General features: G+C 59.4%; 9 protein-coding genes. 5 read left to right on the top strand and 4 right to left on the bottom strand.

The window, feature by feature from the left end:
* Positions 1 to 161: 161 nt before the first annotated feature.
* From glgP to galE, 3 genes are all read right to left on the bottom strand, one after another.
* Positions 162 to 2,429 carry a glycogen/starch/alpha-glucan family phosphorylase gene (gene glgP / locus AB5405_RS05025; protein WP_368131135.1) on the bottom strand — a complete coding sequence of 756 codons (2,268 nt, stop codon included), beginning with the start codon at positions 2,427 to 2,429 and terminating at the stop codon, positions 162 to 164.
* A 125-nt stretch (positions 2,430 to 2,554) separates the two neighbouring features.
* Positions 2,555 to 4,072 (bottom strand): 4-alpha-glucanotransferase, encoded by a 1,518-nt coding sequence (gene malQ / locus AB5405_RS05020; protein ID WP_368131136.1) that lies wholly within the window; start codon positions 4,070 to 4,072, stop codon positions 2,555 to 2,557.
* Between the two features lie 208 nt (positions 4,073 to 4,280).
* Positions 4,281 to 5,342 carry a UDP-glucose 4-epimerase GalE gene (gene galE, locus AB5405_RS05015; RefSeq protein ID WP_006235870.1) on the bottom strand — a complete coding sequence of 354 codons (1,062 nt, stop codon included), beginning with the start codon at positions 5,340 to 5,342 and terminating at the stop codon, positions 4,281 to 4,283.
* 266 nt (positions 5,343 to 5,608) lie between these two features.
* Between galE and AB5405_RS05010 the strand changes: the two genes are divergently transcribed.
* Positions 5,609 to 6,814 carry a coiled-coil domain-containing protein gene (locus tag AB5405_RS05010; RefSeq protein WP_368137778.1) on the top strand — a complete coding sequence of 402 codons (1,206 nt, stop codon included), beginning with the start codon at positions 5,609 to 5,611 and terminating at the stop codon, positions 6,812 to 6,814.
* Positions 6,815 to 7,035: 221 nt separating this feature from the next.
* Here AB5405_RS05010 and murB read toward each other — a convergent pair whose 3' ends face one another.
* A complete protein-coding gene (gene murB / locus AB5405_RS05005) occupies positions 7,036 to 7,998 on the bottom strand; it encodes a UDP-N-acetylmuramate dehydrogenase (protein ID WP_349088208.1) in 963 nt (320 codons plus the stop codon).
* 183 nt (positions 7,999 to 8,181) lie between these two features.
* Here murB and AB5405_RS05000 point away from each other — a divergent pair, with 183 nt between their 5' ends.
* From AB5405_RS05000 to AB5405_RS04985, 4 genes are all read left to right on the top strand, one after another.
* Positions 8,182 to 9,210 carry a LacI family DNA-binding transcriptional regulator gene (locus AB5405_RS05000; protein ID WP_006235873.1) on the top strand — a complete coding sequence of 343 codons (1,029 nt, stop codon included), beginning with the start codon at positions 8,182 to 8,184 and terminating at the stop codon, positions 9,208 to 9,210.
* Between the two features lie 248 nt (positions 9,211 to 9,458).
* Positions 9,459 to 9,950 (top strand): hypothetical protein, encoded by a 492-nt coding sequence (locus AB5405_RS04995; RefSeq protein WP_117770536.1) that lies wholly within the window; start codon positions 9,459 to 9,461, stop codon positions 9,948 to 9,950.
* A gap of 35 nt (positions 9,951 to 9,985) precedes the next feature.
* Positions 9,986 to 10,753, top strand: a complete 768-nt coding sequence (locus AB5405_RS04990; RefSeq protein WP_368137777.1) for a GntR family transcriptional regulator — start codon at positions 9,986 to 9,988, stop codon at positions 10,751 to 10,753.
* The gene (locus tag AB5405_RS04985; protein ID WP_006235877.1) at positions 10,738 to 11,451 is read left to right on the top strand and encodes a GntR family transcriptional regulator; all 714 of its coding nucleotides are present in this window, start codon (positions 10,738 to 10,740) and stop codon (positions 11,449 to 11,451) included. The genes AB5405_RS04990 and AB5405_RS04985 overlap by 16 nt, the downstream gene beginning before the upstream one ends.
* The last annotated feature ends 352 nt before the right edge of the window (positions 11,452 to 11,803 follow it).

Genomic DNA, 11,803 nt, shown 5'->3' with positions numbered 1-11,803 from the left:
TCTGTTTGTCTTGATCTATAACAGGTAGACCCAATTATGTCGGCTAGATGTTACAGGTCGAGATTTTTGGTCGAGGCAGGCCACGGGCAACACAGGGACACAAAAAACGGAGTCGCGTTGCCACGGCTCCGTTTCTCAAGAGGATGGGTAAGGGAAGCGAATTAGCCCAGGTGCCAAATCTCGTCGTTGTACTGGGAGATCGTGCGGTCGGACGAGAAGGTGCCGGCGTTGGCGATGTTGATCAGCGCCTTGCGCAACCAAGCACCCTGGTCCTCGTAGTCAGCTAGCACGCGCTCCTTGGTCTGGATGTACTCCTCAATGTCGAGCAGGGCCATAAACCAGTCCTTGCCCTTAATGTCGTCGTGCAGGCGCTGCAGGCGCTCGGCGTTGCCGGTCGCCATAAAGGCGGGGTTGGTGATGAAGTCCACCAGCAGTTTAATGCCGGGCTTGCGGTAGAGCGCACCGGCGTCATAGGCGCCGTCGGCGTAGAGCTGCTCGACCTGTTTGGACGAGGCACCAAAGGTATAGATGTTCTCGTCGCCCACGAGCTCGGCAATCTCCACGTTGGCACCGTCGAGCGTGCACAGGGTTAGGGCGCCGTTGAGCATGAACTTCATGTTGGAGGTGCCGCTCGCCTCCTTGGAGGCCAGGCTGATCTGCTCGGAGATGTCAGCGGCGGGGATCACGCGCTCGGCGGCGGTGACGTTGTAGTTCTCGATCATGACGACCTGCAGGTAGGGAGCCACGTCGGGGTCGTTTGCAATCCACTGCGACAGCGTCAAGATCAGATGGATGATGTCCTGCGCGATAGTGTAGGCAGGCGCCGCCTTGCCGCCAAAGATGATGGTGACGGGGTGCTTAGGCCTGTTGCCGTTCTTGATATCGAGGTACTTCCAGATGATGTAGAGCGCGAGCATCTGCTGGCGCTTGTACTCGTGGATGCGCTTGACCTGGACGTCGATGATGGCGTTGGAGGGAATGGTCACGCCCTGCTCGAGCGCCATGAACTGGCGCATGATGGCCCTGGCCTCGACCTTGGTGGCGGCCAGGCGCTCAAGAACGTCCTTGTCGTCGGCGAACTTGGCGAGTTTGCTCAGATCGCCGGTGCTGCGCCAGTCGGTGCCGATCACATCGTCGAGCAGGCTGGCGAGCGCGGGGTTGGCCCCATGGATCCAGCGGCGGAAGGTGATGCCGTTGGTCTTGTTGGAGAACTTCTTGGGATAGATTTCGTAGAACGGATGAAGCTCGGTGTCCTCCAGGATCTTGGTGTGGAGGGCGGCTACGCCGTTGATGGAGAAGCCAAAGTGGATGTCCATGTGGGCCATGTGGACGGTGTCGTGCTCGTCGATGATGGCGACGCGCGGGTCATCGTGCTCGGCTTTCGCGATCTCATCGAGCTTGACGATAATGTCGGCGATGGCAGGGGAGACCTTCTGCAGGCTGGCGAGCGGCCACTTCTCGAGCGCCTCGGCAAGAATCGTGTGGTTAGTGTAGGCGACCATGGAGCGTACGATGGTCACGGCCTCGTCAAACTCGATGCCATGCTCGGTGGTGAGCAAGCGAATGAGCTCGGGGATGACCATGGTGGGGTGCGTGTCGTTAATTTGGACCACGGCATAGTCGGCCAGATCGTGCAGGTTGCTGCCGCGCTCGACGGCCTCGTCGATCAGGAGCTGGGCGGCGTTGCTCACCATGAAGTACTCCTGATAGATGCGAAGTAGGCGGCCCTGCTCGTCGGAATCGTCGGGGTAGAGGAACAAGGTGAGGTTCTTGGCGATCTCGGTCTTGTCGAAGTCGATGGAGCTGCCGGGGACCAGGCCGTCGTCGACGCTCGCCAGGTCGAACAGGCGCAGGCGGTTCTTGGTGGGCTGGCCGTAACCGGGCACATCGATGTTGACGAGCTTGGAAGTAACGGCAAAATTGCCGAACTCGACGGTGTAGGAGCGGTCATCGTCGACTAGGATGTCCTGCTCACCGAGCCACTCGTCGGGGACGGCCTTCTGCTGGTTGTCGACAAAGCGCTGACGGAACAGACCGTAGTGATAGTTGAGGCCCACGCCATCGCCGGTCAAGCCCAGCGTGGCGATGGAATCCAGGAAGCATGCGGCCAAGCGGCCCAGGCCGCCGTTGCCGAGTGACGGCTCGACCTCGAACTCCTCGATCTTGTTGAGGTCGTGGCCTGCGGCGGTGAGCTGGTCCTTAACCTCGTCGTAGATGCCGAGGTCGATCATATTGTTGATGAGCAGCTTGCCGATCAAAAATTCGGCGGAAATGTAATAGAGCTTTTTCTTGCCGTTGTTGAGCGGGCAGGCGGCGGAGCGCTCCTGCACGAGTTTGACCAGCAGCTTGTAAATGCGACGGTCGTCGAGCTGCTCGAGTGAGGTGCCAAAAGACTGCTCGGCGAGTTCCATGAGGTTAATTCGGGGCATGTTTTCTCCTGTGATGGGTTGTTTCATGTCTGCAATTCATAAGAAGCCCGCGCGAGGGGATTGGGGTGGCCTCGCGCGGGAAAAGCAAGCGCGTCCGCACGGTGGGGGGTCGGGCGCGGTAGCTCCTATTGAGGAAGCTCGATTTCGGCTTCCGATGGGATGCGGAAGTAGGTCTCGGTCCAGTCGGTGAGTTTGTGCTCAAGCTCGCGGGTGATGGCGCCGTCGAGCATGCGCCAGGTCCAGTTGCCGCCCAGCGTGGCAGGGGTGTTGATGCGCGCCTCGTTGCCCAAGTTGAGCAGATCCTGCATGGTGTAGATGCACGTGTCGCTCACGCTGGCGGCGATGGTGCGATTGAGTGCATCTGCCATGGGTTCGCCGGCCTGCTGATGGGTGTACAGGGCTGCCTGCTCGCGCTGACGCGGGGTGGCCGTTCCCTCAAACCAACCGCGCGCCGTCTCATTATCGTGGGTGCCCACATAGGCGACGGTGTTGGCGATGTAGTTATGCGGCAGGTAGTACGAGTTGGTACCCTCAAAGGCAAACTGCAGGATCTTCATGCCGGGGAAGCCCGAGTTGTCGCGCATGTCGATGACGCCGGGGGTGAGGAAGCCCAGGTCCTCGGCGATGATGGGCAGTGTGCCGAGCTTTTCCTCGAGCGTCTTGAAGAACTTAAGGCCGGGACCCTGCGTCCACGAACCGTAGGACGAATCGGGTGAGGAGAACGGCACCTCCCAATAGGCTTCGAAGCCGCGGAAGTGATCCAGGCGGATGACGTCGTACATGTCGAGGGCGGCGCGAATGCGGCCCTCCCACCAGGAGAAGCCGTCGGACTCCATGGCGTCCCAGTCGTAGATGGGGTTGCCCCAGTACTGGCCGGTGGCCGAGAACTGGTCGGGCGGCGTGCCGGCGACGCTCACGGGATTGCCGGCGGCGTCGATCTTAAAGAGCTCAGGCGTCGCCCACATCTCGACGGAGTCACGTGAGACATAGATGGGCAGGTCGCCGATGATGAGAATGTCGCGCTCGTTGGCATAGGCCTTGAGGCGGCTCCATTGGCGGTCGAAGAAATACTGCGTCATCTGGTGGTAGAGCATGCGCGCGGGATGGGCGGCGCAGACCTTGGCAGATGCTTCGCCGCGGGTGCGCAGTTCTGCGGGCCACTCCCAAAAGGCCTTGAGTCCGCACTCCTCTTTGACGGTCATGAACTCGCAGTAGGGGATGAGCCAGTCCTCGTTGGCCTGGATAAAGTCATCGAAATCGGCCGGCTTGTCGGCAGCAAAGCGCTCGGCGGCGCGGTCGAGAATCTGACGGCGGCCGCCAAAGATAGCACCGTAGTCGACATTGCTGGGGTCGGATCCCAGGTACACGCCATCGATATCGCGCTGCTCCAGATACCCTGCCTCGACAAGCTCGGCAAAGTCGATAAAGTTGGGGTTGCCTGCGCGGGCCGAGAACGACTGATAGGGCGAATCGCCATAGCTGGTCGTCGTAAGGGGCAGAATCTGCCAGTAATGTTGTTTGCACGAGGCGAGAAAATCGACGAAGTCGTAGGCATTCCAACCAAAGCCGCCGATTCCGTATGGTCCGGGCAGAGATGAGACGGGCATGAGGACGCCGCTTGCACGCTCCATGAATGCGCTCACCAACCTTCTTGTTGTGGGGTCGGCCTGCCGATGGGTGTGCAGTCCGCCTCCGATGTTCTGATTCGATACGCCTATTGTAAAACATGTTGTTTAAACATGTACAGGCAAGATAAAAAAGTTGGTCGATTTTCGGCGAATGGTTACATGCCATGAAAAAGCCCCGACCTCACAACGTGAGATCGGGGCAAGAGCGGTATGTAGGTTTTTGCTACTCGGCGTCGGCGAAGCCGTTGGGGTTGTGGCTCTGCCAGTTCCAGCTATCGCGGCACATGTCCGCGATGTCGTACTGGGCCTTCCAGCCCATCATGCGCTCGGCCTTGGAGGCATCGCACCAGTTGGCAGCGATGTCGCCGGCGCGGCGCTCGCGGATCACGTAGGGCAGCTCCTTGCCACAAGCCTTGGAGAAGGCGGCGACGACCTCGAGTACCGAGGTGCCGGTGCCGGTGCCCAGGTTAAAGATCTCGACGCCGGTTTTGCCGTTCATCCAGTTAAGGGCGGCAACGTGACCAGAGGCCAGATCGCACACGTGGATGTAGTCGCGCACGCCGGTGCCGTCGGGGGTGGGGTAGTCGTTGCCAAAGACTTGAACGGCCTCGAGCTTGCCCACGGCGACCTGGGCGACATAGGGCACCAGGTTGTTGGGGATGCCCTTGGGGTCCTCGCCGATCAGACCCGACGGATGGGCGCCGATGGGGTTGAAGTAACGGAGCAGCACGACGTCCCACTCGGGGTCGGCGGTGTGGACGTCCATAAGAATCTGCTCGATCATCCACTTGGTCCAACCATAGGGGTTGGTCGCGGGCTTCTTAGGATCCTCCTCGGTGACGGGCGGGTTGTCCGGGTCGCCGTAGACGGTCGAGGAGCTCGAAAAGATGATGGACTTGCAGCCATGGTTGCGCATGACGTCGATGAGCACCAGGGTGTTCTCGATGTTGTTGTGATAGTACTCGACGGGCTTGCTCACCGACTCGCCGACGGCCTTAAAACCGGCGAAGTGGATGACGCGGTCGATCTGATGGGTATCGAAGATCTTGTTCATTGCATCGCGGTCGAGCACGTTGGCCTCGTAGAAGGTGAGGTTCTTGGCGGCCTCGTCGCCCACGATGGTCTTGACGCGGTCGACGGCGACGGCGCTGGAGTTGGAGAGATCATCGACGATGACGACCTGGTAGCCACCCTCGAGCAGCTGAACGACGGTGTGCGAGCCGATAAAGCCGGCGCCACCGGTAACGAGGACGCAGGTGTCTTTGGGGTCGAGTGCTTTGGACATGTAGTCTCCTATCGAATCAGGAACACTTCTAGAGGGGAGTATAGCGCAGGCAGGGACGCCCAAATCGTGCGCTGTAGGAAAAGCAGAGGATTGTGCTAACGTACTCATAGAAGAGCTTGCGTACGCATAACCTGATCTTTGGCATTTGCTTACGAGCCGCTGACCTTGCAGTTTCCTGCCGTTCGTGGAAATCGTTGGGACGCGCCATATGTACGCTAATATGTATGAGTTGAGCGACATATAAATAAGCATGTAACGGAGTACATATGTCACCAAACAGCGATTCCATCCTTTCCCAGGAGTTCTCGCGCCGCACTGCCCTCAAGGCCCTGTTCGGCGCCGCTTCTGCGGCAGTTCTTTTTGGCCTGCCCGCTCGCGCCCATGCGGCGGAGGCTTCCAAAGAAACCACCGATAAACTGAATGCCGCCCAGGCCCAGCTCGACGAGGTTCAGGCCCAGCTCGACAGCATCGCAAATGAGTATGCGGCGCTGGCCAACAAGAATGCCCAGACCCTCAACGACATCGAGAATGTCCAGGGCAAGATTGACGACACGCAGGCCCAGATCGATGAAAAGAAGGCCGAGCTCAAGAAGAAGCGCAACGACCTTTCCGATCGCGTGGCCGCCAGCTACAAGTCCGGCGGCACAAACATCCTGTCGCTGCTGCTGGCCTCTGGCTCGTTTGAGGAACTCGTCGCCAACGCGCATTACGTTGAGAAGATCAACAAGAGCGACCGCGACGCCATCGAGGACATTCAGACCATCCAGGAAGAGCTCGATGCGCAAAAGACCGAGCTCGAGTCGCAGAAGGCCGACTTAGAGAAGCTCAAGGACCAGCAGACTGCCCAGATGCAGGACATGCAGGCCAAGCAGCAAGAAGTCCAGACCGTGCTGAACGGTCTTTCCGACGACGTCAAGGAGCTCATGGCTCAGCGCGATTCCGAGATCCTCGCTGCTGCCCAGGCTGAGGAGGCCGCTAGGAAGGCTGCCGCTGCCGCGGCTGCCGCGAACAAGAACAATTCCTACTCGGGTGGTTTGAGCTCGGGTGGTGGATCGTACGCGCCCGGAACTCCGCAGCAGAATGCCGGCTCGGGCAAGCAGCAGGCTGTCGTCAACGCGTGCTACTCCACGCCTTCGCCGGGTCAGAACTGGTGCGCGGCGTGGGTCACCAATGTCTTCCGTAACGCCGGCGTTGGCTACTTTGGAGGCAATGCGTGCGACATGTTTAACGCCTGGTGCTATAGCTCCGACCGCTCGGCGCTGCAGGTGGGCATGATCGTGGCCGATTCCTCGCACAGCGGCACGGGTGCTCCGGGCCTTATCTACGGTCATGTGGGTATCTACGTTGGCGGCGGCATCGTTATGAGCAACGAGGGTGCCATTACATCGAAGTCGCTCGATTCGTTCATTAGCTTTTATGGTACTGGCTCTGGCGTGCGCTGGGGCTGGCTTGGCGGTATTGCGCTGTCGTAAAGCCGACTGGGCCGCGTGCCCGCCCGCAATATATTTGATTGCCTGCTCGGGCAGTCCTGCGCAAGACGAAGGCCACATTAAGTGGCCTTCTTTGCGTGCGGAACTCGCGATCAATCAAATATATTGCGGGCGGGCACGCGGCCCTCTCGGGTTCGGGGCGCGACGCACCGGACTGGGTTATCTGAATAAATATGGCGAAGGCCCCTTTCGGGGCCTTCTTTTTAGAGGAATTCGCCGACTCGGTGGACTTCGGGTTCTAGGTCTACGTTGAATTGGTCTTTGACGGTTGCCTGGATGTGGCGGATGAGTTCGTCGACATCGGCGGCGGTGGCGTGGTCGGCGTTGACGATGAAGCCGCAGTGCTTCTCGCTCACCTGCGCGCCGCCAACGGCGTGTCCTCGCAGGCCGGCATCCATGATGAGTTTGCCGGCAAAGTAACCCTCGGGGCGCTTGAAAGTGGAGCCGGCGCTCGGCATGTCGAGCGGCTGCTTGTCCTCGCGGCGCTGGCGGTAGTCGTCCATGTCGGCCTTGATCATCGCGGCGTTGCCCGGGGCGAGATTGAAGGTGGCCGAAAGCACGATAAAGCCGTCATCGGCGATGCGGCTCTTTCGATAACCCAGGTTGAGCTCGTCGACATCGAACTCGATGATATTGCCGCTGCCGCGGGTGCCGTCGTCGAGCTGGCGAGCGGGTTTGTAGACGCGCACGGACTCCAGCACATCGGCCATGCAGGCACCGTAGGCACCGGCGTTCATGTAGCAGGCGCCGCCGACCGATCCGGGGATGCCCGAGATGGGCTCCATGCCGGTGAGACCGGCCTCGGCTGCCGCGGCTGCGACATCGGAAAGCAGCGCGCCGGCTGCCGCCGTGACGTGCGTGCCGTCGATCGTAATGTCGGAGAGGCCTTCGCCCAGCGCCACGACGACGCCGCGGATGCCCTTGTCGCCGACGAGTAGGTCGGAGCCGTTGCCCACGATGGTGAGGGGCAGATCGCAGCGATAGCAGGTATCGAGCGTGGCGACGAGGCCCTGCTCGGTATCGGGCGTGACAAAGACGTCGGCCGGGCCGCCGATCTTAAACGTGGTGTGCTCGCGCATGGGCTCGCTCATCAGTACGTTGTCCTCGCCGGCAACGCCAGCAAGCGCGCACAGCAGGTCCTCGTTAAAAAAGTCGTTCTCGTGCATACGAATATCCGCCTTTTGGTGGTCGTTGTCATCAATCGATTGCAATATACCCCACCCGGACGGATTTGGTGCGCTGGCGGCGATAAAACAGCCGTCTACCGGATTGGTAAAGTGTTTATCACCGAGGTAGAGGGGTAGTCGCTATACTTTCAAGAGATTGCGCGTAAACCCGGAAGGAGCGAGATGGCCAACAAAGTCACCCTCAAGCAGATCGCCCAGGAGGTGGGGCTTTCCCCCTCGTCGGTCTCGCTTGTGCTCAATAATCGGCCCTGTCGCATCTCGGAAGAAAACCGCAAGCTCATCAAAGAGGTCGCGGCGCGCAACCACTATGTTCCCAACCAGATCGCGCGCAGCCTGGTCATGCGCGAGTCGCGCACCCTGGGCCTTATCGTCCCTAACATCGAGAGCCGCTTTTTTGCCTCGCTCGCCGGTAGCCTGGAAAAGCGCTGCCGCGAGGACGGCTATGCGCTCTTCATTACCAGCTCGGGCGGAAGCGCCGATGACGATCTGGAGCTGCTGCGCCAGCTGGTGACGCGCGGCGTTGATGGCGTCTTCCTGGTCGTAGGCGACGAGTTCTCCGACGACCGCGCCCTGCGCGAAGAAGTCAGCCATCTGCCTATCCCTGCCGTGATGGTCGACCGTGCCATTGAGGGGCTCGAGTGCGACAAGGTGATGTTCGACCACGAGATGGGTGGCTACATGGCCACTCGCTATCTGATCGAGCAGGGCCACCGTCGCATTGCCTGCTTGGTTAACGCGCGCCGTTCCAATACGGGGCGTAAGCGACTTGCCGGCTATGAGCGCGCGCTGCGCGAGGTTGGCCTGCCTATCGACGCACGTTTGGAGTTTGAGAGCGAGTACTACATTCCGAGTGCCTATGAGGCCTCGGAGGCGGTGCTCGCAACTGATGCCACCGCTGTGTTCGCAAGTTCGGATAACATCGCCCTCGGTCTGCTCAAGCGCTTGCACGAGATGGGGAAGAGCATCCCGGGCGATATCTCGGTGGTGAGCTATGACAACTCGGCGGCCGACGTTCTCTTTGAGCCGGCGCTGACCGCGATTGAGCAGGATCCTGGTGTCCTTGCGGAGCATGCTTTTGGCTGCATGTCCAAGCGTCTTGCCGGTAGGGGCGGCAGGCGTGCCGAAGAGGTCGTCCTGGAGCCGGCGCTTATCGTTAAGGGCAGCGTGCTCGAGCTTACCGAATGTAGCTAAGCGTACTTGTTTGTTTGCATAGATTGCATGCGGAGTGTCCGCTATTTGCCGGCGGGGCCGGGGTGCCTGCCTTGTTTTGAAAAGTGGGCTCCGCGAACTTCTCAAAACAAGGCAGGCACCCCGGCCCTCGTCCGTAAACTCTTCCGCTGGGCGAGCCATAGACGCCGCGTACCGATACGGTAAAGTGGCGGCTTGAAATTGGTGCTATATTCAGCTTGAGTTGTTTAATGCTAGTACGGGAGGGTGATATGGGGCTGTTCAAGAAGAAAAACCCGCAGGATGCCTTTGATCCCGATGTGTTTACCATCACGGATACGATTTTGGACCCACCGCGGTTTACGTTTTTGCCGGCTATCTACCAGGATGCCACGCGCCGCAAGTGGGCCGTGCATCAGCGCGGCGGCGAGCCGAAGATTTTTGACTATGCGGATGTGCTGCAGTGCGAGATTGCCGAGACCGGAAATCCCGAGGATGTGCCGGAGCTCAGCAAACGCGAACTGGCTCAGCAGATTTTGATTAATCCAGCTCAGGCTACCAAAAACAACGCTGCCAAGCGTAATATGTGCCTTGGTATGGGTGTCATCGTTGTCGTGCAAACCGGCAAGGATGAGATTTCGAAGCTTGAGATTCCGGTGACCGCGGGCGAAGTCAAGCGAGACTCCGGCCTATATCGGTCGTATCGGAACGTTGCGGAGCAGATCAAAGAAGCCTTCGACGCCATGAGGCGTCCGGAGCAATGATTCCTGCAGCATCAAGCAGTTGAGGAGTCTTGCCCATGTCGAGTGAACCATATGCGATTCCGCCCAAAGACCGCGCCTTTGAGGGCATTCTTTGGTATATCAAACATTATGACCTGCAGAGTGGCGACCGGCTGCCCGCCGAGCGTGTGCTCTGTGAAGAGCTGGGCGTGTCGCGCACGGCGTTGCGTGCTGCGATCACGCGCCTTATTTCGTGCGGAACTTTGGAAAGCCGCCGCGGTTCGGGCACCTATGTGTGTCCTCCCAAACCGCTGAACATCTTTCAGGAAACATGGAACTATACGCAGGCGGTGGAGAGGGTTGGCTCAAAGTCGACCGCGCACCTGGTTTGGTCCAAGGTCGTGTATGCCGATATCGATCTTGCCCAAAAAGCCCAGATCGACCTGGGCATGCCGCTCTTCTGCATTCGGCGCGTGCGTGTGGTCAACGGTTCCCCGGCATCGATCGAGACGGCTTACGTCAATCTGTCTTTGTGCCCCTCGCTTCCCGATCACGATTTTGAGCAGGAAAGCCTCTACGACGTTTTGCTCAAGGAGGGGAATGTCCATGTGACGCACGGCAAGGAGCATATTTCCATCAGCCGTCTGAACGCCGACGAGGCCAAGTTGCTGAATGCTCAGGAGGGCACGCCGGTGTTTTACAAGGCTTCGCACGAGCGCGACGAGACCGATGGCTTTGTCGAGTATTGCAAGTCCGTGATTCTGCCGACCAAGTATCGTTTTGCCGATAACGGCGAGGCAGACGGCGTTGCGACGAAGGTGGGTGTCGAATGGCTGATGCAGTAGAAGACTTGCCGGTTTACAAACAAATTCGCCGCTGTATTGCGGAGCGAATCGAGCGCGGCGACTACCCGACGGGCTCGATGATTCCGTCCGAAAACGAGCTGGCCGAGGAGTTTGGCACGACACGCCTGACAATCCGAAGCGCCATGGACGAGCTGGTCAAAAGTGGCCAGATTCGTCGCGTGCAGGGCAAAGGCGCCTTTGTGGGACACAAGTGGTTTGACGAGCACGAACGCAAGGGCGGCTTCCGCCAGTCGGTTTTGGCATCGGGCGCGACGCCGTCGGTGCGCATCCTGGCGCGCTCCAAACGCTACGCCGGCCCGTATTATGCCGACTTGTTTGGCATCGCCGAGGACGATCTGCTTTACTCGGTGCGCCGCCTCAACTGCATCGATGGTGAGCCCGTATCGATCGAGATGACACTGATTCCGTGCCTGCTGTTTCCGGGCATCGAAGACGTGGACATTTCGGTCTTCAGCCTGTTCGAGACCTACGATATGTTGGGACGCAAGCCAGATCAGTCGGTAGAGAAACTCGATATCGAGGCGCTGGGCGCACGCGATGCGAGTTTGCTCAATCTTGAGCCGGGCGATCTGGCGCTCGTGCTGGAAGGCCTGACCTATGACTCGAGTGGGCAGGCAATCGAGCATGCCAAGTCTTTTACCCGCGGCGACGCCGGCGGATATACCTACAACTATTAGCGTCTAGAGCGTCCCTGCGCATGGCGGGGGCGCTCGTTTTTACGGATATATGTCGCTTGACCGATGAGCGGCAAAAACTGACCGTCTACCGAGAGGGGAGGATGAAATCATAAAATCGATATTAAAAACGGCTAACCTGTAATCGTTCACTGGTATTAAGAACCTTTGAATTGTTGAGCTTGGGGCCAAGATGTCCACAAGGTTAAGCGGTGCGACGGGGCGGCAAGCCCGTTCATTCCGTGCGACAATTCAAACTGCTCGTGAAAGGAGCGGGAATGAAGGAGACCGAGAAGATCGAGATCATGCACTTCGACCAGGAGGGCTACCTCGAGGACGGCAGGAACGTCTACGA

The organism is Collinsella aerofaciens (assembly GCF_040920445.1).
Lineage (GTDB): Bacteria > Actinomycetota > Coriobacteriia > Coriobacteriales > Coriobacteriaceae > Collinsella > Collinsella aerofaciens_BH.
Note: the sequence above shows the minus strand (reverse complement) of the source record. Positions and strands in the feature narration are given on the sequence as shown.

Bases quoted from the DNA above. Each gene is read 5' to 3' on its own strand.
- AB5405_RS04995 (WP_117770536.1), top strand. From the start codon at position 9,459: ATGGGGCTGTTCAAGAAGAAAAACCCGCAGGATGCCTTTGATCCCGAT.
- AB5405_RS04985 (WP_006235877.1), top strand. From the start codon at position 10,738: ATGGCTGATGCAGTAGAAGACTTGCCGGTTTACAAACAAATTCGCCGC.
- AB5405_RS05000 (WP_006235873.1), top strand. From the start codon at position 8,182: ATGGCCAACAAAGTCACCCTCAAGCAGATCGCCCAGGAGGTGGGGCTT.
- AB5405_RS05010 (WP_368137778.1), top strand. From the start codon at position 5,609: ATGTCACCAAACAGCGATTCCATCCTTTCCCAGGAGTTCTCGCGCCGC.
- glgP (WP_368131135.1), bottom strand. From the start codon at position 2,429: ATGCCCCGAATTAACCTCATGGAACTCGCCGAGCAGTCTTTTGGCACC.
- AB5405_RS04990 (WP_368137777.1), top strand. From the start codon at position 9,986: ATGTCGAGTGAACCATATGCGATTCCGCCCAAAGACCGCGCCTTTGAG.
- murB (WP_349088208.1), bottom strand. From the start codon at position 7,998: ATGCACGAGAACGACTTTTTTAACGAGGACCTGCTGTGCGCGCTTGCT.
- galE (WP_006235870.1), bottom strand. From the start codon at position 5,342: ATGTCCAAAGCACTCGACCCCAAAGACACCTGCGTCCTCGTTACCGGT.